Annotated in this window: 22 protein-coding genes and 1 pseudogene; 9 read left to right on the top strand and 14 right to left on the bottom strand. The window is 69.4% G+C overall.

The genetic code is table 11. From position 1 onward, the window contains the following. Nucleotides 1–126: 126 nt before the first annotated feature. From ACTWPW_RS05345 to rph, 3 genes and pseudogenes are all read right to left on the bottom strand, one after another. The gene (locus tag ACTWPW_RS05345; RefSeq protein ID WP_443168154.1) at nt 127–1,779 is read right to left on the bottom strand and encodes a molybdopterin-dependent oxidoreductase; all 1,653 of its coding nucleotides are present in this window, start codon (nt 1,777–1,779) and stop codon (nt 127–129) included. Between the two features lie 61 nt (nt 1,780–1,840). Further along, nucleotides 1,841–2,431, bottom strand: coding sequence for an RdgB/HAM1 family non-canonical purine NTP pyrophosphatase (gene rdgB, locus ACTWPW_RS05340; protein ID WP_443168091.1), 591 nt, complete (start codon nt 2,429–2,431; stop codon nt 1,841–1,843). Beyond that, nucleotides 2,428–3,148, bottom strand: a pseudogene (rph, locus tag ACTWPW_RS05335) (ribonuclease PH). The gene rdgB and the pseudogene rph overlap by 4 nt, the downstream one beginning before the upstream one ends. A 53-nt stretch (nt 3,149–3,201) precedes the next feature. Here rph and ACTWPW_RS05330 point away from each other — a divergent pair. Beyond that, entirely contained in the window at nt 3,202–4,455 is a 1,254-nt protein-coding gene (locus ACTWPW_RS05330; RefSeq protein ID WP_375114960.1) for an MFS transporter, read from the top strand. On the opposite strand, the gene ACTWPW_RS05325 is transcribed toward ACTWPW_RS05330, so the two are convergent. From ACTWPW_RS05325 to ACTWPW_RS05315, 3 genes are all read right to left on the bottom strand, one after another. Next, a complete protein-coding gene (locus ACTWPW_RS05325; RefSeq protein ID WP_364114533.1) occupies nt 4,440–5,192 on the bottom strand; it encodes an MBL fold metallo-hydrolase in 753 nt (250 codons plus the stop codon). The genes ACTWPW_RS05330 and ACTWPW_RS05325 overlap by 16 nt on opposite strands. Further along, nucleotides 5,189–6,013: a glutamate racemase gene (murI, locus tag ACTWPW_RS05320; RefSeq protein WP_364114531.1), complete on the bottom strand. Its 825-nt coding sequence runs from the start codon at nt 6,011–6,013 to the stop codon at nt 5,189–5,191. Before murI ends, ACTWPW_RS05325 begins: the two co-directional genes overlap by 4 nt. A gap of 138 nt (nt 6,014–6,151) precedes the next feature. Further along, nucleotides 6,152–6,943: a thioesterase family protein gene (locus ACTWPW_RS05315; RefSeq protein ID WP_375114959.1), complete on the bottom strand. Its 792-nt coding sequence runs from the start codon at nt 6,941–6,943 to the stop codon at nt 6,152–6,154. Between the two features lie 104 nt (nt 6,944–7,047). Between ACTWPW_RS05315 and ACTWPW_RS05310 the strand changes: the two genes are divergently transcribed. Both ACTWPW_RS05310 and ACTWPW_RS05305 read left to right on the top strand, forming a co-directional pair. Then, a complete protein-coding gene (locus ACTWPW_RS05310; protein ID WP_443168090.1) occupies nt 7,048–7,374 on the top strand; it encodes a hypothetical protein in 327 nt (108 codons plus the stop codon). An 86-nt stretch (nt 7,375–7,460) separates the two neighbouring features. Further along, on the top strand, nt 7,461–9,338 hold the full coding sequence (locus ACTWPW_RS05305; protein ID WP_443168089.1) for a DUF3352 domain-containing protein: 1,878 nt from the start codon (nt 7,461–7,463) through the stop codon (nt 9,336–9,338). Between the two features lie 93 nt (nt 9,339–9,431). On the opposite strand, the gene ACTWPW_RS05300 is transcribed toward ACTWPW_RS05305, so the two are convergent. The 5 genes from ACTWPW_RS05300 to clpS form a co-directional block, all read right to left on the bottom strand. Beyond that, entirely contained in the window at nt 9,432–10,379 is a 948-nt protein-coding gene (locus tag ACTWPW_RS05300; protein ID WP_364114523.1) for a PLP-dependent cysteine synthase family protein, read from the bottom strand. 1 nt (nt 10,380) lies between these two features. Then, nucleotides 10,381–10,653: a MoaD/ThiS family protein gene (locus ACTWPW_RS05295; protein WP_375114956.1), complete on the bottom strand. Its 273-nt coding sequence runs from the start codon at nt 10,651–10,653 to the stop codon at nt 10,381–10,383. A gap of 140 nt (nt 10,654–10,793) precedes the next feature. Beyond that, the gene (locus ACTWPW_RS05290) at nt 10,794–11,195 is read right to left on the bottom strand and encodes a M67 family metallopeptidase (protein ID WP_364114519.1); all 402 of its coding nucleotides are present in this window, start codon (nt 11,193–11,195) and stop codon (nt 10,794–10,796) included. Nucleotides 11,196–11,204: 9 nt separating this feature from the next. Next, nucleotides 11,205–11,729, bottom strand: a complete 525-nt coding sequence (locus ACTWPW_RS05285) for a DUF2017 domain-containing protein (protein ID WP_375114955.1) — start codon at nt 11,727–11,729, stop codon at nt 11,205–11,207. 58 nt (nt 11,730–11,787) lie between these two features. Further along, nucleotides 11,788–12,081, bottom strand: coding sequence for an ATP-dependent Clp protease adapter ClpS (clpS, locus tag ACTWPW_RS05280; protein WP_043616171.1), 294 nt, complete (start codon nt 12,079–12,081; stop codon nt 11,788–11,790). 46 nt (nt 12,082–12,127) lie between these two features. Here clpS and ACTWPW_RS05275 point away from each other — a divergent pair, with 46 nt between their 5' ends. From ACTWPW_RS05275 to ACTWPW_RS05265, 3 genes are all read left to right on the top strand, one after another. Beyond that, nucleotides 12,128–13,411, top strand: coding sequence for a nicotinate phosphoribosyltransferase (locus tag ACTWPW_RS05275; RefSeq protein ID WP_375114954.1), 1,284 nt, complete (start codon nt 12,128–12,130; stop codon nt 13,409–13,411). A 15-nt stretch (nt 13,412–13,426) separates the two neighbouring features. Further along, complete coding sequence (locus tag ACTWPW_RS05270) at nt 13,427–13,996, top strand: nicotinamidase (protein ID WP_443168088.1); 570 nt, start codon at nt 13,427–13,429, stop codon at nt 13,994–13,996. Nucleotides 13,997–14,126: 130 nt separating this feature from the next. Further along, nucleotides 14,127–14,660, top strand: a complete 534-nt coding sequence (locus ACTWPW_RS05265; protein ID WP_443168087.1) for a hypothetical protein — start codon at nt 14,127–14,129, stop codon at nt 14,658–14,660. Nucleotides 14,661–14,694: 34 nt separating this feature from the next. On the opposite strand, the gene ACTWPW_RS05260 is transcribed toward ACTWPW_RS05265, so the two are convergent. Together ACTWPW_RS05260 and ACTWPW_RS05255 are read right to left on the bottom strand one after the other, a co-directional pair. Then, entirely contained in the window at nt 14,695–15,072 is a 378-nt protein-coding gene (locus tag ACTWPW_RS05260; protein ID WP_375114951.1) for an STAS domain-containing protein, read from the bottom strand. 179 nt (nt 15,073–15,251) lie between these two features. After that, nucleotides 15,252–15,443: a hypothetical protein gene (locus ACTWPW_RS05255; RefSeq protein ID WP_443168086.1), complete on the bottom strand. Its 192-nt coding sequence runs from the start codon at nt 15,441–15,443 to the stop codon at nt 15,252–15,254. Nucleotides 15,444–15,903: 460 nt separating this feature from the next. Here ACTWPW_RS05255 and ACTWPW_RS05250 point away from each other — a divergent pair, with 460 nt between their 5' ends. The 3 genes from ACTWPW_RS05250 (at nt 15,904) to ACTWPW_RS05240 (ending at nt 18,740) form a co-directional block, all read left to right on the top strand. After that, a complete protein-coding gene (locus ACTWPW_RS05250) occupies nt 15,904–17,013 on the top strand; it encodes a helix-turn-helix domain-containing protein (RefSeq protein ID WP_364114505.1) in 1,110 nt (369 codons plus the stop codon). After that, a complete protein-coding gene (locus ACTWPW_RS05245; protein WP_375114949.1) occupies nt 17,003–18,169 on the top strand; it encodes a hypothetical protein in 1,167 nt (388 codons plus the stop codon). Before ACTWPW_RS05250 ends, ACTWPW_RS05245 begins: the two co-directional genes overlap by 11 nt. Nucleotides 18,170–18,251: 82 nt before the next feature. Continuing rightward, nucleotides 18,252–18,740 carry a GNAT family N-acetyltransferase gene (locus tag ACTWPW_RS05240; protein ID WP_443168085.1) on the top strand — a complete coding sequence of 163 codons (489 nt, stop codon included), beginning with the start codon at nt 18,252–18,254 and terminating at the stop codon, nt 18,738–18,740. Nucleotides 18,741–18,927: 187 nt separating this feature from the next. On the opposite strand, the gene ACTWPW_RS05235 is transcribed toward ACTWPW_RS05240, so the two are convergent. After that, on the bottom strand, nt 18,928–20,679 hold the full coding sequence (locus tag ACTWPW_RS05235; RefSeq protein ID WP_375114947.1) for a DEAD/DEAH box helicase: 1,752 nt from the start codon (nt 20,677–20,679) through the stop codon (nt 18,928–18,930). Nucleotides 20,680–20,745: the final 66 nt, after the last annotated feature.

Genomic DNA, 20,745 nt, shown 5'->3' with positions numbered 1-20,745 from the left:
CGGACCACGGCCTGCCTCCTGTCATGCTCGACGACCGATCGTAGAGGGGCCGTCGTGACAACGAGGCGAACTCGGCGAATTTCCCCGCCCGAACTATCCCCCGTACCTGGGTAAACGTCCCAAACCTCAGCTCACTTTGACGGTGATGGAGTGCCATCCGGTCGCGCCGTCGGGCGCGGGCGGCGCGAGCTGGTCGGTCTGGGTGTACCCCGAGGCGTCGGTCGCCCGCACCTCGATCGTGTGCTCGCCGGGAGTCGCGGCCCAGTCGATCGACCACTGCCGCCAGGTGTCGGGCCCGGGCACCTCCGCCAGCTTGGCCTGCCGCCACTGCCCGCGGTCCACGCGCACCTCCACCGCGTCCACGCCGGTGTGCTGCGCCCACGCCACTCCGGCGATCGTGGTGCCGCCCGCCTTGAGCGAGTCGCCGGACTTGGGCACGTCGATGCGCGACTGCGTCTTGATCGGGCCCTTGGCCGACCAGCCACGCGGGGTCCAGTACGCCTCGTCCCGGTCGAACCTGGTCACCTTGATGTCCACCACCCACTTGGTGGCCGACACGTACCCGTACAGTCCCGGCACCACCTGCCGCACCGGGAAGCCGTGGTCGACGGGGAGCACCTCGCCGTTCATCGCGACCGCGAACAGCGCCTCCCGGCCGTCCATCACCACGTCCACCGGGGTGCCGCAGGTGAAGCCGTCGGCGGAGGTGGACAGCAGCATGTCGGCGTCGGACCGCAGCCCCGCGCGGCGCAGCACCTCGGACATGCGCACGCCCAGCCAGCGGGCGTTGCCGACATAGGGGCCGCCGACCTCGTTGGAGACGCAGGCCAGCGTGACGTCGGCCTCGGTGAGCGGCATCTTCAGCAGGTCGGCGTAGGTGAGCTCGACGGGACGGTCGACCAGGCCGTGGATGCGCAGCTTCCAGTCGTTCGGGTCGACCTGGGGGACGACGAGGGCGGTGTCGACACGGTAGAAGTCCCGGTTCGGCGTGACGAACGGCGACAGGCCGCGGATGCGCAGATCGGCGCCCGCCGGGAGGGGCTTGGCGGGAGTCGCGGGTCTGGGCAGCGCCACCCCGGTGCGCGCCGCGTCCACCGCCTGCCGCCCGCCGAGCTGCTGCCCGAGCACCCCGGCCGCCCCGGCGACCACCACACCGCCGACCGCCCCGGTCAGCAGCCGCCGCCGATCGAACGCGACCGGCTCACCCCCGGCCCGCATCACCGCCGGCCGCTCGGCACCGTCCCCCGCCTGCTCGCCGACAGCTGAGGTGGCCCGCTCGGCACCGACCAGGGTGAGGGGGACCGAGGCAGCGGAGGCGGAGGCCGTGTCCGGGGCGGGTCCGGCACCTCGTCGCCCGCCCGCCCGGCGTACCAGCCAGGCGAGTGCCCAGGCGCCGACGGCCACCCCCACCACGGTCGGCGACGCGTCCAGGAGCCCGGCGTCCGGCCGGGTGACCACCGCCAGCGCGCCGATCACCCCGAACGCCGCCAGCCCCGCGAAGCCGTAGGCGAGCCGTCGCCAGGCCAGCACCCCGATGAGAGCGGCGACCCCGGCGAGCACCACCAGCACGCCCCCCACGAGAACGGCCTTGTCGTTCTCGCCGAACGTCCTGATCGCGAAGTCCTTGACCGGGGCGGGCGTCAGATCGACGGTCGCATCGCCCACGGCCACCACGGGAAACGTCTCGGGCCCGACGAATCCGGCCACGAGCTGCGCGATCCCGAGGGCCACGCCTCCGGACACCAGTCCCGCCAAGGCGCCCGCCCAGGCGGGAGCCATCTCATTCCTCTGCACAGTCCGAAGGTACGTCCCCCCGCGCCACAGGGTTCTTACGCGGTGGTTACGAGCTGAGCAGATCGCGCACGATCGGCGCCAGCGCGCGGAAGGCGCGCCCGCGGTGGCTGATCGCGTCCTTCTCCTCGGGCGCCATCTCGGCCGTCGTGCGCTCCTCGCCGTCGGGCACGAAGATCGGGTCGTAGCCGAAGCCGTTGGACCCCCGCGGCGTCGTGACGAGGCGGCCGGGCAGAGTGCCCTCCACCACGCGGTGTTCCCCCGACGGCAGCGCCAGGACCGCGGCGCAGGCGAAGTGCGCGGTCAGCTTCCCGGCGGGCACGTCGGAGATCTGGGCCAGCAGCAGGTCCAGGTTGGCGCGGTCGTCGCCGTGGCGCCCCGCCCAGCGGGCCGAGAAGACCCCCGGCATGCCGTTGAGCACGTCGACGCACAGCCCCGAGTCGTCGGCCACCGCGGGCAGCCCGGACTGCTGAGCCACCGCGTGCGCCTTCAGCAGCGCGTTCTCCTCGAACGTGACGCCGGTCTCGGCGACCTCGCCGATCGAGGGGAACTCCTCGAGCCCGACGATCTCGAACCCGCTGAGGATGCGGCGCAGCTCCGCGATCTTGCCCGCGTTGCGGGTGGCCAGCACGATCTTCATGCGCCCAGGGCCTCCTGCTGGATCAGGGTCAGCTCCTCACAGCCCGCCACGGCCAGGTCGAGCAGCTGGTCGAGCACGGCGCGGTCGAAGGGCGCGCCCTCGGCGGTGCCCCTGGACCTCGACGAAACTGCCCTCGCCGGTCATCACGACGTTCATGTCGGTCTCGGCGGCGACGTCCTCGGTGTAGCAGAGGTCGAGCATCGGCACCGAGCCGACCACGCCGACGGAGACGGCCGCGACCGAGCCGATGAGCGGGTCTCCCGGGCACATGCGGCGCTCGCGCATCCAGGCGACCGCGTCGGCCAGCGCGACGTAGGCGCCGGTGATCGCGGCGGTCCGGGTGCCGCCGTCGGCCTGCAGCACGTCGCAGTCGAGCAGAATGGAGTTTTCGCCCAACGCTTTGTAATCGACGCACGCGCGCAGTGAACGCCCGATCAACCGGGAAATCTCGTGAGTCCGGCCGCCGATTTTGCCGCGGACCGATTCACGATCGTTACGGGTATTGGTCGCTCGCGGCAACATGGCGTATTCGGCCGTAACCCAGCCCTGCCCGCTGCCTCTGCGCCACCGGGGCACGCTGTCCTGGACCGACGCGGCGCACAACACCCGGGTGCCGCCGAATTCGACCAGCACCGATCCTTCCGCGTGGGTCAGCCATTGCCTGGTGATGGTAATGGGACGGAGCTGGTCAGGGCCGCGGCCATCCTGTCTGGACATGCAGATCACCCTATCTCCGCGGCACAACGCCCTTGACCAAATGTGTCCGACACATGGATCCTTACGCAATGACAACGGGGGTGTTGCGTAACCCTGACTTCCTCCGGTTCCTCAGTTCGCACGTGGCGAACGAGCTTGGGGCGAATATCTCACGCGTGGCGCTTCCGCTGGTCGCCGTGCTGGTGTTGCACGCGGGGCCGGCGGAGGTCGGAGTGTTGTCGTCGTTGCAGACGGCCGCTTTCCTGCTGATCGGCCTGCCCGCGGGGGTGTGGGTCGACAGGATGCGCCGGCGCCGGGTGATGATGGCCTCCGACATGGCCAAGTTCGCGCTGCTCAGCAGCATCCCCGTGGCGGCCGGGCTGGGCCTGCTGACGATCGAGTTGCTGTTCGTGGTGGCGCTGCTGGCCGGGGTGTCGCAGGTCTTCAACGACGTGGCCGACCAGACGTACCTTCCTGACCTGGTGAGCACCGGGCAGCTCGGCGACGGCAACGCCAAGCTGGAGGTGGTGCGTTCGGGAGCGTTCCTGGCGGGGCCCGGGGTGGGGGGCCTGCTGGTGCAGCTGCTGGGCGCGCCGCGCACGATCGTCGCCACCGCGTTCGGCGCGCTCGCCTCGGTGGCCTTCCTGGCCTCGATCAGGGCGCCCGACAAGCCGCCCGCCGACACCGAGCGCGGGCCGCTGCTGCGGGGCATCCGCGAGGGGCTGGCGTACGTGTGGCGGGACCGGCTGTTACGCGCGTTCGTGTCCTCCTCGGCGATCGGCAACCTGTGCGTGAGCGGTGTGATGGGCCTGTCGGTGCTGTTCCTGGCCGAGACGGTGAAGCTCGCGCCGGGCGCGGTCGGGGCGCTGGTGATGACCGGCGGGATCGGCGGCCTGCTCGGCGGTCTCACCGGCGGCTGGCTGGCCAGAAGGCAGGGCACCGCCAGGATGACCTGGCTGGCCGCCCTGACGGGTGCCCCGTTCGCCCTGCTCCTGCCGTTGACGGAGGCCGACTGGCGGGTCGTCTGCTTCGCGATCACTTCGATCATGATCTCGTGGAGCGCGACACTTTCGAACGTGGGCCAGATCACCTACCGCCAGATCGTCACCCCCGACCATCTGCTCGGCCGGGTCAACGCGTCGGTGCGCTTCATGACGTGGGGTGTGATGCCGCTGGGGGCGCTGCTCGGCGGGCTCGTCGCCCAGCAGATCGGGGTACGTCAGACGCTGTGGGTGCTCGTGGTCGGCAGGGTGCTGGCGTTCCTGCCGTTGCTGTTCTCGCCGCTGCCCCGCATGCGTGACTTCACCGAGGTTCAGGCCAGGTCGTAGACGGAGCCGCTGCGGGCCAGCTCCATCGGCCCGTCATAGCCGCCTCCCGACGCCTCCTCCAGCACGGTGGCCTGGGCGTTCCAGGGGACGAGGTGGGTGAGCACGAGCCTGCCCACGTCGGCCTTGGCGGCGTGCTCGGCCGCCTGGCGGCCGGTCAGGTGCAGGCCGGGGGGCAGATCGGGGCCCTCCACGAACGACGCCTCGCACAGCAGCAGGTCGGCGCCCGTGGCCAGCTTGACCAGCTCGTCCGACTCGCCGGTGTCACCGGAGTAGGCCACGCTCCGGCCGCCGTTGGCGACGCGGAAGCCGTACGCCTCGACCGGGTGGTTCACCAGGCCGGCGGTGAGGGTGAAGGGCCCGATCTCGAACGAGCCCGGGGAGAGCGGCACGAACTCGAACGCGGTCTCCAGGCCCGGCTCCTCAGGCATGCCGTACGCGGCCGCCAGGCGGGCGGGCGCGGCGGCGGGCGCGTAGACGGGCACGAGAGGATACGGGGCCGCGGGCCCGTACGTGCGGGCCACGTGATAGCCGCAGATGTCGAGACAATGATCGGCGTGCAGGTGTGACAGGCAGATCGCGTCCACGTCGTACAGGCCGATGTGGCGCTGCAGCGCCCCCAGCGACCCGCTGCCGAGGTCGAGCAACATCCTGAACCCGTCGGCTTCGAGGAGGTAGCAGGACGCGGGACTGTCGGGGCCGGGGTAGCTCCCGGAGCAGCCGACGATGGTCACCTTCATGTGGGCCTCCCGTTAAAGGTAGTACCCCCCACTGGTGCGACTTCGACCACATCGATCTCCGGGCCCAGGAAACGTCGCCCGAGCCGGGCGAAGAGCAGGGAGTCGCCGGTGGCGCGGAAGCGATGCCGGGGGGTGGCCTCGCTTCCCACCGCCAGATCGCGGTCGTGCAGGATCCGGTAGACGTCCTTGGCCGTCTCTTCAGCGCTGGAGATCAGCGTGACTCCGTCACCGGCGACGTAGGAGATGGCGCCCGTCAGCAGCGGGTAGTGCGTGCAACCGAGGATGAGCGTGTCGCACCCGGCGGCCCTGATGGGCTCCAGGTATTCGCGCACGACCTCGATGAGCTCGTCGCTCATCGTCTCTCCTCGCTCGACGTACTCCACCAGGCGTGGGGCGGCCACGCCGGTGAGCTGCACGTCGGGAGCCGCGGTGAAGGCGTCGTGATAGGCCATGGACTCGATGGTGGCCCTGGTGGCGATCACGCCGACCCTTCCGCTGCGGGTGGCCTGCACCGCCCGCCTGGTGGCCGGCATGATCACCTCGACGACGGGCATGTCATAGCGCTCGCGGGCGTCGCGCAGCACGGCGGCACTGGCGCTGTTGCACGCGATCACGAGCATCTTGACGTTCTGCTCGACGAGGTGGTCCATGACCTCCAGAGCGTAGGCGCGCAGCTCCGCTATGCGTTTCGGCCCGTACGGCTGACGGGCCGTGTCGGCCACGTAGGTGATGGATTCGTGGGGCAGCTGATCGATGATCGCTCTCGCGACCGTCAAGCCGCCGACCCCGCTGTCGAAGATCCCAATACTCGCGTCCGGCACGCTCTAGAGGGTAGGCGACCTGCACGATCAACACTGCGTAAGAATGCTCACACCTGCGACACGTGGCCTTGATGCGATGTTGCCTTCGTCACATCAAGGCCTGTCGGCGCCCTGTCGGTGCCTGCCGGCCGGGTGTTTTCAGCCTCTCCCGACGCGGGCGAGCTGGCGCGACTGGGCGATGAGGCGGCCCGCGGAGTCGCGCACCTCGACCTCCTCGTCGAACCAGCCGTCGGAGACCAGCCGGCCGCTGCCGAGCAGCGTCAGCCAGCCGGGCGCGGGCAGGGCGCGCAGGTGCCAGGTGAGGTCCACGGTGGGCGCCCAGCCGCGCCCGCCGGCGGAGAACACGACGGGGGGCAGGGCGTCCACGGCCAGCGCCAGCACGTACGGGTCGGGGTCCTGGGGCTCGGCCATCCTGAAGTACGCCCGCGCCTCCGGCCGGCCGGTGGGCTCGCCCTTCAGCCAGCCGATCGTGGGCGGGTCGAAGACCAGGTCCATCTGGGCGTTCAGCGTCATGCCCGACTCGGGCTTGGGGTCGGGCAGCTTGGTGCAGTCCTCGATCGGCGGCATGGAGTAAGCCGCTTTGTCGGCATAAATCGGCTCGACGTCGTTCAGCGTGGCCGTCGTGATCAGGCCCTCGATCTGCGCCGCGCCGTCCTGCACCAGCGTCACCCTGGCGAACGCGGCCGTCCGGCCCGCCTTGAGCGGCTCCACCCTGACCTGCGCGGGCCCGGCCACCGGCGCCTTCAGGAACTGCGCCGTCGTGCTCACCGGATGCTCGAACGGCGAGGCGTCCACCGCCGCACGCAGGATCACGGCCATCAGGTAGCCGCCGTTGAGCGGGCCGCCGATCGAGTAGCCGGGATCGAGGCACACGTCATAGGTGTTCTCGTCCACCCTGATCGCCTGCGTGGCCTCGTCGAACTTGGTCATCCGTACCTGCCCCTCAGCTGGAATTATGTTCTAGATAAGAGTAGAGCATTCGCCCATCAGCGCGCCTACCTGCGAAAACGTGATTCGGGTGACACCGTTTGATCATGGCAAGTGTCACCGAACTCATCGGTCAGTCCGTTTGGGACTCCAACGGGGTGTGGGTCGGTTTCGTGGTGGACATCCGGGTCGTCAAGCACAGGGGCGAGCTCCAGCAGAGCCACACCGTCTACGGCCTGGTCGTCTCGAGCCGGCGCGCCCCGCTCCTGCTCGGCCTCACTCGTGATCGCCAGGGCCGATCGGCCTGGCTCTCGCGGACGCTGGCCCGCCTGGTCTACGCCGGGTGCATGTTCGTGCCCTGGGAGAACGTCCTCGATTACGGGGACGGCGAGGTTCACATCGACATACTGCGCAAAGAGCTGAACCGGGTCTAAATACCGACTTCAGTACATTGCAAGCGCCCGTACAGCAACATCAGCTACGTTCTCTGTGGTCAAAAGTCCACATTGTGAGTTGAGTGATGTCTGCTAACAATCCCCCCTATGGCCAGGATCCTGACCGGACCACGGCGTACAACTGGAACCAGGGGCAGCAGCCGGAGACTCCGCCGACGGCGCAGTATCCGGGGCAGCCCTACCCACCGCAACAGCCGTACCAGCAGCAGCCCTATGGCCAGCAGCAGGCATCTCATGGCCAGCAGCAGCCCGCCTACGGCCCTCAGTACGGCCAGCAGCAGCCTTCCTACGGCGCTCCCCAGTACGGCCAGCAGCAGTACGGGGACCAGCAGTACGGCCAGCAACAGCATGGGCAGCAGCAGTACGGCCAGCAGCAGGCCCAGGGCGGCTGGCAACAGCAGCAGCCACAGCAGGGCTGGCAGCAGGAGCAGGGCTGGCAGCAGGACCAGTACGCCCAGGGCGGCTGGCAGCAGCAGGGCCCCGACGGCTTCGGCCCGGCGGAGCCGGCGAAGAAGGGCCGCAAGAGCTGGATCATCGCCATCGCCGCGGCGCTCGCGGTGGTCGTGCTCGGTGGCGGCGCGGTGTGGGCCGTGGGCGCCTTCGGCGGCGGCGGCACGCAGCCGAACGACGTCCTGCCCGCCAACTCCATCGCCTACGCCCGCCTCGACCTGGACCCGGCCGCGAACCAGAAGCTGGCGCTGTTCCAGCTGGCCAGGAAGTTCACGGTCACCAAGGACACCTTCTCCGGCGAGGACCCGCGCAAGGCGCTGTTCGACACGATCAACGAGCAGGACCCGGACAGCAAGATCGACTTCGCCAAGGACGTCGACCCCTGGCTGGGCAGCCGGATCGGCTTCGCCGCCGTGCCCTCCGGCAAGGAGGAGCCCGACTTCGCGGTGGCCGTCCAGGTCAAGGACCAGGAGCAGGCCAAGGCCGGCATCGCCAAGCTGATGGACGGCGACAAGTACGGCATCGCCTTCCGCGAGGACTACGCGCTGCTGACCGCCACGCAGGCCCTGGCCGACAAGTACGCGCAGGCCGAGGGCAGCCTGGCCGACAACGCCGAGTTCAGCGAGGACATGGGCGCCGTCGGCGAGCAGGGCGTGCTGTCGTTCTGGGCCGACATGGGCGGCCTGCTCGAGCTGGCCAAGAAGGAGATCCCGGCCGACCAGGCCGCGACCCTCGACCAGGTCAAGGACGCCAGGTTCGCCGGCGCGCTGCGCTTCGACAGCGCCTACGTCGAGCTCGCCGGCGTCGTACGGGGCGCGAAGGGCATGACCCCCGAGGGCGACCTGCCCAAGGCCAACCTCGGCACCCTGCCCGCCACCACGGCCGGCGCCCTGTCGATCTCCGGCATGGACCAGATCGTCACCAAGCAGTGGGCCGAGATCGAGAAGCAGGCCACGGCGGCCGGCAGCGCCGAGATCTCGCAGCTCCTCCAGCAGGCCAAGACGCAGTTCGGTCTGGAGCTGCCCGCCGACCTGGCCACGATCTTCGGCAAGAACTTCACGGTCGCCGTGGACAGCGAGGGCCTGGACAGCGACCAGATCAAGGGCGGCGTGCGCATCGCCACCGACCCGGCCAAGGCGCAGGCCATCCTGGACAAGATCCAGCGGGCGATGACGCAGAGCGGCCAGCCCGCCCCGCAGATCGCCAAGGTCTCCGGCGACGGCGTCTTCACGGTGGCGACGACGGACGAGTACGCCAAGAAGCTGGCCGAGGAGGGCACGCTCGCCGACTCGGAGACGTTCCAGACGGCGATCCCCAACGCGGCCGACGTGAACTACGCGCTCTTCGTGGACCTGGACAAGGTGGAGAACCTCTACCTCAAGTCCATGGAGGGTGACGACAAGGCCAACGCCCAGGTGCTGCGGGCCGTCGGCCTGAGCGGCACGCAGACCGACAGCGAGGCGACGTTCTCGCTGCGGCTGCTGTTCAACTAGCCCGTGGTGGCCGCCCGGCGGGTGGCGGCACACACGGACGAGAAAGGCGGCTGGTCCCTTCGGACCGGCCGCCTTCGTCACGCAGGTGTGGGTCTATGCCCAGAGCTGGCCTTCGAGGCGCTCTTCCGCCTCGTCGAGCGTGCCCTCGTACGCGCCGGTGGACAGGTATTTCCAGCCGCCGTCGGCCACCACGAACACGACGTCGGCCCGCTCGCCCGCCTGGACCGCCTTCCTGGCCACGCCCAGCGCCGCGTGCAGCGCGGCCCCGGTCGACACCCCGGCGAAGATGCCCTCGGCGGCCAGCAGCTCGCGGGTGCGCCTGAGCGCGTCGGCCGAGCCCACCGAGAAGCGGGTGGTCAGCACGGACTCGTCGTAGAGCTCGGGGATGAAGCCCTCGTCCACGTTGCGCAGCCCGTAGACCAGCTCGCCGTAGCGCGGCTCGGCGGCGACGATCTGCACGCCGGGCACCCGCTCGCGCAGGAACCGCCCGACGCCCATCAGCGTCCCGGTCGTGCCGAGCCCGGCCACGAAGTGGGTGACCGTGGGCAGGTCCTCGAGGATCTCGGGGCCGGTGCCCTCGTAGTGGGAGCGCCAGTTGGCCGGGTTTCCGTACTGGTAGAGCATCACCCAGGACGGGTTCTCGGCCGCCAGGCCCTTGGCCACGCGCACCGCCTCGTTGGAGCCGCCCGCGGCGGGCGAGGAGATGATCTCCGCACCCCACATGCGCAGCAGCTGGCGACGCTCCTCCGAGGTGTTCTCCGGCATCACGCAGATCAGCTTGTAGCCCTTGAGCTTGGCCGACATGGCGAGCGAGATGCCGGTGTTGCCGCTGGTGGGCTCCAGGATCGTGCAGCCAGGGGTGAGGCGGCCGTCCTTCTCCGCCTCCTGGATCATCCAGAGCGCCGGCCTGTCCTTGATCGACCCGGTCGGGTTGCGGTCCTCGAGCTTGGCCCAGACACGCACGTCGGCGGAGGGCGACAACCTCGGCAGCCCGACCAGCGGGGTGCGGCCGACCGAGTCGATCAGCGAGTCGAAACGCATGTCACCCGCCGGCGACAGCGGGGAGGACGGTCACCGTGTCACCGTCGGACACCGGCGTGCCGAGGCCGCCGAGGAAGCGCACGTCCTCGTCGTTCAGGTAGACGTTGACGAAGCGGCGCAGCGCGCCCTGGTCGACCAGGCGGTCCTTGATGCCGGGGTGGTGCGACTCCAGGTTGCTGATCAGCTCTTCGAGGGTGGCCCCCTCGGCACTCACGGCCTTGGCGCCGTCAGTGTAATTGCGCAGGATGGTCGGAATGCGAACCTCGATGGCCATCGCGGTCAGTCTCCTCAGGTCAGGTCGTCGTCCCATCGGCAGCAACGCCGACGGCTTGATGCGGATTCCGAATCAGCGACAGTCGTAGACGACGACAGCAGGAGTGTGTGCGAAGAGGAAGCTCTGCACAGGCCTGGCCATCATGGGAGAAACCTTACCTCTTCCTCGGTAATCACACCTTCGAGGATGCGGTACGAGCGGAACTCCACCTCGTTCTCGTCCCTCGTCGAGACCAGGACGTAGTGGGCGTTGGGCTCGGAGGCGTAGGACACGTCGGTGCGCGACGGGTACGCCTCGGTGGCGGTGTGGGAGTGGTAGATCACGACGGGCTCCTCGTCGCGATCGTCCATGTCACGCCAGACCCGGAACTGCTCCATCGAGTCGAAGCGGTAGAAAGTGGGCGAACGCTCGGCGTTCTCCATCGGGATGAACCGCTCGGGCACACCGTCCTTGCCCGCGATGACGCCGCACGCCTCGTCGGGGTGATCCGCCCGGGCATGGGCGACGATCTTGTCTACCAGTTCCTGCGAGATCGACAGCATGCCCGGAAATTACCAGAGGGCACGGACCAGGCTGTCCTGGAGGTAGGTCAGCCAGTCATAGGTGACATAGGCCGGATAACGGGGGTCGTCCTCGGACATCATCGCGATCTCGTCGTGGATCTCCTCGGTCACGTCGAGCTTGGTGCCGAGCGTCAGGCGCAGGTCGTTGAGCGAGCGCAGCCACGCCTGGGCCTGCTCGGGCGACAGTTCGGCACGCCCCGCCCGGGCGGTCTCGTGGACGGTCTGCGCGTCGGCCCGCTTGCCGTCGCGCAGCGTGGCCTCGGTGTAGCGGCGGAACTCCGCCGCCTCCTTCTCGTCCTCGTACGCCGAGGGGAACAGCCTGGCCAGCACCGGATCGGACGGCACCGCGCTGTCGCCGATGCCCAGGGCCCGCTCCAGCGGGTCGTCGCTCGTCTGCCCCGGGGAGACGATGCCCAGCATCATCGAGACCAGCGAGCGCAGCAGCGAGATCTCCGCCGCCTCGAACTTGGCGATGACGGCGCCTTCCTTGCCCCGCGAGAACCCCGAACTCACCCGCGCCGCCTCACTGGCCTCGACCTCTGTGTTGTACGACTTGTACGACTCATATGACTCACTTGACCGAGTCCGGCTGGACCGTCGCCCACAGGCCGTAGGAGTGGAGAATCTGCACATCCCGTTCCATCTCCTCGCGCGTGCCACTGGACACGACCGCTTTGCCCTTGTGGTGCACGTCCAGCATCAGTTTCTCGGCCTTCTCCTTGGGATAACCGAAGACCGTTTGGAAGACATAGGTCACGTAGGACATGAGGTTGACCGGGTCGTTCCAGACGATGGTCACCCACGGCAGATCGGGCCGGACGTCCGATGACGGACGCTCAACGGCGATTGGAGCGGTGCTACCCACATCCCCGAGTCTGCCCTATCTGGGCCGTAGTCTTCGACTCGTGAGAATGACCATGAGCACTGCGTTGCTCACAGATCACTATGAGCTGACGATGCTGCAGGCCGCCCTGCGGAGCGGCGCGGCGCACCGGCGCGCGGTTTTCGAGGTGTTCGCCCGCCATCTGCCAGGCGGGCGGCGCTATGGAGTCGTCGCCGGGACGGGACGTGTCCTGGACGAGCTCGAACGCTTCCGTTTTGGTGACGAGGAACTCACTTATCTGCGGGAGCACCAGGTCGTCGACGACACCACTCTGGCGTTTCTCGCCGATTACCGGTTTTCCGGGAACATCTACGGCTACCGCGAGGGCGACCTCTACTTCCCCGCCTCCCCCATCATGATCGTGGAGGGCACGTTCGCCGAGGCCGTGCTCCTGGAGACGGTGACGCTGTCGGTCCTGAACCACGACTGCGCCATCGCCTCGGCCGCCTCCCGCATGACCAACGCCGCCGGCCCGCGGCCGCTCATCGAGATGGGCTCGCGCCGCACGCACGAGGCCGCCGCGGTGGCCGCCGCCAGGGCCGCGTACATCGCCGGGTTCGCCTCGACCTCCAACCTGATGGCCGGGCGCGTGTACGGCGTGCCCACGGCCGGCACGGCGGCGCACGCGTTCACGCTGCTCCACGACTCGGAGCGGGCGGCGTTCGAGGCCCAGATCGCCTCGCTCGGGGCCGAGACGACGCTGCTGGTGGACACGTACGACGTGGCCGAGGCGGTGCGCTCGGCCGTCGAGCTGGCCGGCCCGAAGCTGGGCGCGGTCCGCATCGACTCCGGGGACCTGGCGGCGGCGGCCCAGGAGGTGCGCGAGCAGCTCGACGCCCTCGGCGCCTTCAACACCCGCATCCTGGTCACCTCCGACCTCGACGAGTACGCCATCGCCGCGCTCGCCGCCGCCCCCGTGGACGGCTACGGCGTGGGCACCTCCCTGGTGACCGGGTCCGGCGTGCCGACGGCGGCCCTGGTGTACAAGCTCGTGGCGCGGGAGACGGCCACGGGCAAGCTGGAGGCCGTGGCCAAGCGCTCGGTGGGCAAGCCGTCGCGCGGGGGCCGCAAGGAGGCGTACCGGCTGATGGACGAGTCCGGTCACGTCGAGACCGAGCTGATCACCACCGGCGGGCTCGCCCCCGAGGGCGGCGTCCCCCTGCTGCACCAGCTCGTGCGCGAGGGGGTGGTCGTCGGCCGGGAACCCCTGTCCGCCGCGCGCGACCGCCACGCCGCCGCCGTCGCCACCCTCCCGCAGGAGGCCCTCCACCTGGGGCGGGGGTACGCGGCGATTCCCACCGAATTCGCCTGACGTATCGTGCTACCTATGGGCAGCGCGTTGATCATCGTCGATGTGCAGAACGACTTCTGCGAGGGCGGCAGCCTGGCCGTGGCCGGGGGCTCGGAGGTGGCCGCGGCGATCACCCGCCACGTGGCCGACCACGGCTACGACCACGTCGTGGCGACCCGCGACTACCACATCTCCCCCGGCAGCCACTTCTCCGAGACCCCCGACTACGTCTCCACCTGGCCCGCCCACTGCGTGGCCGGCACGCCCGGTGCGGACTTCCACCCGTCGTTCGACGTGGCGGGGGTGGAGGAGGTCTTCAGCAAGGGTGCGTACGCGGCGGCGTACAGCGGCTTCGAGGGCACTTCCGGTGACGGGGTGACGCTGGCGGACTGGCTCAGGGAGCGCGGGGTGCAGGAGGTGGACGTGGTGGGCATCGCCACGGACCACTGCGTACGCGCCACGGCCCTGGACGCGGTCAAGCAGGGGCTGGCGGTGCGGGTGCTGCTGGACCTGACGGCCGGCGTGGCCCCGACGACCACGGAGGCGGCCGTGGCGGAGATGAGCCGGGCGGGCGCCACCCTGCGAGGCGCGCCCGCCGTCGGGTGACCGATTCCCTGATCACGAAGCGTACGCACTGTGCAACGCTCAGGTCATGTGATATCGAAGAGGGCGAACCCACTCCGAAGTCGGAGCAATACGGAGAGTGACGGTTCTTCCTACTAGTGGGAGGTTCTCCATGCTTGCCCTCTCCCTCGGCATGGCCTGGCTCCTTCTCGCCCCCCTCAGTCTCTGGCTGCTCGTCAAGGGCACCAAGGTCGAGCGCGCGGGCGCGATAGTGACGTTATGCCTGCTGGAGGGCGGGACGATCGCGATGAACGCCATCCCCCACCCCGCCGCCCCCGTCCATCCCGCCGCCGCGGCCCACTCGGTGCCCGCCCCACCCCTCCCCTGCCAGGAGCGCGCCCCGGTGCCGCAGTCCGCGAGCGCCGGCCAGGAGCTCGTGCTGACGTGGCCGGCCGCGCCGCGCGAGTGCCCCACGGCCGAGGTCATCATCCGCGTCGAAGGGCGGAAGCTGCTGGTCTGGCTGTACGAGACCCCGCGGGCCGAGGAGCACCGGGCCATGCTCACCATGCGTCACCGGGCCGTGTTCACGCTCCCCGTCCATCTCCAAGACGGCATAGCCACCCTCAAGGTCCCATTAGACGAGAAGACGGGATATATCCCGACGGATGGCCGGAGCGGGCGCCCTATCCCCCGGCCGGCCGCGTGAGTACACGATTCAGCCATTTGCCAGGTGTGCGCAGCTAGACGTGCGCGACGGCCGCCCGAAGCGCGTCGTCGAATCTCGCGAACACCTCGAACGCGTGCCGCAGACCGGTGATCGACAACACCCGGGCCATGACCCCCTGAACCCCGCCGAGCAGCAGCCTGGTGCCTCTGGACTCGCACCGGTGCATGATGTCGACGAGCTCGTTCATGCCCATGGAGTCACAGAAAGCGACCTCACCGAGGTCCAGAATCAGGAATGGTTTGGGGGGAAGGTCCCAGATGCGCTGCAGGTGCTCCCTGAGCACCGGCAGCGCGTTGACGTCGAGCTCGCCTTCGAGCCTGATGATGATGGCGTTTCGAGAGAGGCCGGAAGTGACGGTGAGCGTGGACTTTCCGGTGGCCTCAGACGACATGGGCGAAGTCCTTCTGCATATCCCAAGACAGCCAAGAGTGTTGTTGCCGGTTCCGCCGAGCTTCTAACAGGAGGTCACTGCTCTGTGTCCAAATGCTTAGAGTCACTCAACGTAACCACCGGCCCGGCGGCCGCTTCGTACCCTTTGACCTGGGTTCGGGCGGCGCCGGGCCTCGTCTCTCAGGCTCCGGCGAAGGTGATCAGGTAGGCGGCGGCCAGGATGGCGAGGATCATGAGCATGACGCTCGTGCCGCCGATCACCATGACGATGTGCGTCCGCCGGAGCAATCCGCGAATCGCCGCCACCGTCAGGACGATCATGATCGTCAGGATGAAGAGGGACAGCTGCCTGGTCTCGATCGAAGCGGGCATTGAAGTGGGCATTGAAGTGGGCATTGCCACCGTTAGGTGGGGGACTACTGTTGGCATGAGGTTTTCCCTGGTGCGGAGACGCGCTCTGACACAAACCTTGCTTCGCGGACACCTCTGCAGATGTCGGGTCTCGGGGGTGTCCGCGGTCTTTCCGCTGGGATGCCGCTCGTAGTGGGGAATGTGGCTCATCGCATATCCGTCGCGAACCACCTCCACCTATTATTCAGTCAACTTCAGTTGTATTAACTGAACTTCTCCCATTTACATTATTACCCCGCACCGATGCGTCCCATTCGTGCACGGCGCGCACGGCCAGGTGGCTAGACTGGTGGCTCTTGTGCGCAGGTTTTCCCACGTCGAGCGCGATATGGGGGTCTAGCTGGGGATTCGCCTATCGACTCCGTCGTGGAGAACCATGTTCACTAGAAATCACTGAAGTTCACATCGAGTGAGGCTGGGCATGGGCGGCGACGAATCCGCGGGGACCGCGCTGGCGCGCCGTCTGCGCGAGCTCCGCGAGGGCCACTGGCCGGACGTGCGGATCACCCAGGCGCAGCTGCGCGAGGCGCTCGGGGTGAGCGTACCGCTGATCTCCTCGTGGGAGTCGACCCACGCGATCAAGGTGCCGCCCCTGCACAGGCTGGAGAAGTACGCCGCGTTCTTCGCGACGAGGCGCTCGCTCGGCAACGGACGGGCCCGCGTGCTGCCGCTGGCCGACATGACGCCGGTCGAGCTGGAGGAGCAGCGCAGGCTCCTCACCGAGCTGACCCGGCTGCGCCAGACCGTGCTGCGGGCCCTGGCCTCGGGCGAGAACGCCGAGCCGGCACCCGGGCAGGACGTCTACCGCCTCAACCCGTGGCGTTTCCCCGACGGGGAGACGATCACCATCATCTGCTCCCAGCTCCCGGAGGAGCAGCGGGCCAAGATCCCGTACGCGTCGCCCGAGACCGCCGACTACATCGAGCACTACAAGTACTCCGACCTGGACTCCCTGTTCGAGCTGCACGGCCACCTCCGGGCCGCGAACCCCAGGAGCCTGGTCACCCTCCGCGCCCCCGAGGACTTACGCTCCGACGACTTCACGACGCACCTGGCGCTCCTGGGCGGGGTGGACTACAACCAGGTCACCAGGTCGATGCTGGCGCGGATCGAGCTCCCGGTGCGACAGGTGGCCGACTGGGACGGCGAGCTGGGACCGTACTTCGAGGTCGACGAGGGCGACGACACGCCGCGCAGGCACTACCCCGTACGCAGCGGGTCAGGCGCTAATGTTCGACTCCTGGAGGACGTCGCGTTCTTCTACCGCGGGGTCAATCCCTACAACGTCGAACGCACCCTGACCATCTGCAACGGGATGTACGGCAGAGGCGTCTATGGAGCGGTCCGAGCGCTGACCGACGAACGGTTCCGCGACCGGAACACCGCCTACCTCCGGCAACATTTCGGCACCGCGCCGTCCTACAGCATGCTCACCCGGGTCCGGATCGAGGGCCGGGCCGTCGTCACCCCGGACTGGACTCTGGACACCGTTCGGCTCCACGAATGGTCGGAGCCCGCCGATGGAGACTGAGATAGAACAGGTCGGCACGGAGCACCACCACGGCTCCCACAGGCACCTGGTCGACAAGCCGGACCCGGATCCGGGCCACGCGCCGTCGGCCACCGTGGACGCGATCGTCGTCCCCACGATCCGGCATCCACGCTGGCTCAGCCACGCCGTCCGCCTGGCGGCCGAGCTGCGCTGCCCGCTCGTGACCCTGCACAGCCGGCCCTGGAGCAGGGCCGACCGCGCGGCCGCCCTGATGCCGCACGACATCAAATACATCGCGATCGACGTCGACGACGTGAGCCGGCTCGATATGCCGGACTTCGAGACGACGACGATCGTGAAGGGCACCAAGTTCGTCCGGGTGACCGATCTCAGCGCGAAACGGAACCTCGGGCTGCTCCTGGCCCACTTCATGGGCTGGGAGCGGGTCGTCTTCCTCGACGACGACATCGAGGTCGGCGGGCACCAGGACGTCATGAGGGCGGCGGCGCTGCTCGACCGCTACGACGCGGTGGGCATGCACATCGGCGGCTTTCCGGACAACTCGGTGGTGTGCCACGCGCACCGGCTGGCCGGCGGGCACCAGGAGTCGTTCGTGGGCGGCGGCGCGCTGGCGGTCGAGACGTTCCGCAACCCCTCGTTCTTCCCGAACGTCTACAACGAGGACTGGTTCTACCTGCTGGAGGAGACCTCGCTGCGCAGCCTCGCGGTGACGGGGAGGGTGAAGCAGCGGTCGTACGACCCGTTCGACCGGCCGGCCAGGGCGCGCGACCAGGAGTTCGGCGACGTGCTGGCCGAGGGCGTCTACTGGCTGCTCGACGGCGGGAAGGGCCTGGGCGCCGCCACCGACGCCCGGCACTGGGCGGGGTTCCTGGCCCGGCGCGAGGCGTTCATCAAGGACGTGCTGCGGCGGGTCAGGCGGATGCCGCCCGGCCGGGATCCCGATCCGGCGGCCATGGAGGCCTCGTTGCGGGCGGCGCTGGGCAGGCTCAACAGCATCGAGCCGGAGTTCTGCGTACGGTACGTCAAGGGCTGGCAGGAGGATCGCCACGCCTGGATCGAGCACCTCAAGAGCCGTTCGCGGCTCGCGTCCGGCGTCGACGAGGCGCTGAAACGGCTGGTCAAAAGCGACGCATCACCCTTGAACTGTCAATACCGCATGAACCTCCTCAATTGATTCACAGGAGTATGATCCGGGAATCTTGACGTCCGTGGGGGCACCTGACATCCGCCAAGCCGTCCATACCGATCTTCCTGCCATGATCCGCGCGCTCGGGCAGGAGCCCTATTTCGCCGACCGGCTGGCCCTGCAGGACTCCGGGCACGGGTTCCTCCTGGTGGCCTGGGAGGCGGAGCGGGCGCTGGGGGACGTCTACGTCTGGCTGGCCCCCGCGGAGGAGCCGGAGCTGCGTACCCACCTGCCCGGCGTCGCGCTGCTCACCCACCTGGAGGTGGTGCCGCAGCGGCGCAACCAGGGCATCGGCACCGAGCTGCTGCGGGCGGCCGAGGAGCGGCTCACCGCCATGGGGCACGAGCAGGTCGCCCTCGGCGTGGGGCTGGACAATCCGTCGGCGCAGCGGTTGTACCGGCGCCACGGGTACGAGGAGTGGCCGCACGGCAAGGTCGGCACCACGCAGGTGGTGTACCGCGCGGACGGCGAGCGCGAGCTGCGGCCGGAGCTGTGCCGCATCATGGTCCGCCGCCTGAACCACCACCATCCCCACGACCGGGCAACCGGCCAGAGGTGAAACCGCCCCGGCCCCGCTCACCGAAGGACCGCGCCTCCACGAACCGGCCCGGGCGGCGATGGCCGACGACGGTGGCGGTGCCCGCGCGTGATGTCCGCGACCTCGCCCAGCACGGCGCGCGCACGCCCCCGCCGGCCGGCCTCGGCGGCCACGGCGGGCGGGCGCGCGCTTCCTCCTGGCGGCTGTCCTAGCGGCGTTGGGTGGCCCAGCGGCGGATCATGCTGATCCGCTCCTGGATCTGCTCCGCCGTGGCCTGGGCGATCGGCGGGCCGCCGCACGCTCGCCGCAGCTCCGAGTGGATCACCCCGTGCGGCTGCCCCGTGCGGTGGTTCCACGCGCCGACCAGGCCGTTCAGCTCGCGCCTCAGATCCGCGATCTGCTCGTGCGGCGCCAGCGCCTGCGGGGGCTCCTCCGCCGCCTGCTTGCGCCTGGCGGCCTGCTGATCCGACTGCCGCTTGCGCAGCAGCGTGGCCACCTGGTCGGGCTCCAGCAGGCCGGGCAGGCCGATGAAGTCCTCCTCCTCGGCCGAGCCGACCTCCGCGCCGGTGCCGAACTCGCCGCCGTCGAACAGCACCCGGTCAAAGGTGGCCGTGGTCTCCATCGTCTCGAACGGCAGCTCGTCGCCCAGGACGTCGGGATTGTCCTTCTGGCGGTTGGCCTGCTCCAGGAGGGTGTCGTCGAGGCCGTCCTCCGGAGGCCGCTTGTTGAGCACGTGGTCGCGCTCCACCTCCATCTCGTTGGCCAGCCCCATGAGCGTGGGCACCGAGGGGAGGAAGACCGAGGCGGTCTCGCCGCGCTTGCGGGCCCGCACGAAGCGGCCCACGGCCTGGGCGAAGAAGAGCGGGGTCGAGGTGGAGGTGGCATAGACGCCCACGCACAGGCGGGGGATGTCGACGCCCTCCGACACCATGCGCACGGCCACCAGCCAGCGGTCCTCCGAGGCCGCGAACTGCTTGATCTTCTTCGACGCGCCCGGGTCGTCGGACAGCACCACGGTGGCGCCCTCGCCGGTGATGTTGCGCAGGTGGCGGGCGTAGGCCCGGGCGGTCTCGTGGTCGGTGGCGATGACCAGGCCGCCCGCGTCGGGCACACCCCTGCGCACCTCGGTGAGGCGGCGGTCGGCCGCCTGCATGACCTGGCGGATCCAGTCGCCCTTGGGGTCGAGCGCGGCCCGCCACGCCTGGGAGAGCTGGTCCTTGGTGAGCGGGGTGCCCAGCGTCGCGGCGATCTCGTCGCCCGCGCGCGTGCGCCACTTCATCTCCCCCGAGTACGCCAGGAAGATGACCGGCCGCACGACCCCGTCGTCGAGGGCCGGGCCGTAGCCGTAGGAGTAGTCGGCGACGCTGCGCTTGAAGCCCTCCGCGTCCTCCTCGTAGCCGACGAACGGGATCGGGTTGTCGTCGGACCGGAACGGTGTGCCCGTGAGCTGGAGGCGGCGCGTGGCGGGCTCGAACGCCTCCCGCACGCCGTCGCCCCACGACTTGGCGTCGCCCGCGTGGTGGATCTCGTCGAAGATGACCAGCGTCTTGCGGTTTTCGGTGCGCGCCCTGTGCAGGGCCGGGTGCATGGCGACCTGCGCGTAGGTCACCGCCACCCCGGTGTAGTCACGCGACGTCGCGCCCTGGCTGTTCTTGAACTCCGGGTCGATGCCGATGCCGACCCGCCCGGCGGCGTCGGCCCACTGGCGCTTGAGGTGCTCGGTGGGGGTCACGACGGTGACCGCCCTGATCACCCCGTTGGCGAGCAGCTCGCTGGCGATGCGCAGGGCGTAGGTCGTCTTGCCCGCGCCCGGCGTCGCCACGGTGAGGAAGTCACGCGGCTCGCGCCTGAAGTAGAGGTCGAACGCCTCCTGCTGCCAGGCACGCAACTTGGGCGCGGTGCCCCACGCGGCCCGGTCTGGATAGGAAGGCGAAAGGTGGGACGCGGCGAAGGTGCTCACCGCATCACCTCTGGGGTTCGTGTGCTTCGCTCTCTCACAGTGACCCAAGGGTAATCGGGCCCACCG

Origin of the sequence: Nonomuraea sp. KM90, assembly GCF_052246675.1 — a bacterium.
Taxonomy (GTDB): Bacteria; Actinomycetota; Actinomycetes; order Streptosporangiales; family Streptosporangiaceae; genus Nonomuraea.
Note: the sequence above shows the minus strand (reverse complement) of the source record. Positions and strands in the feature narration are given on the sequence as shown.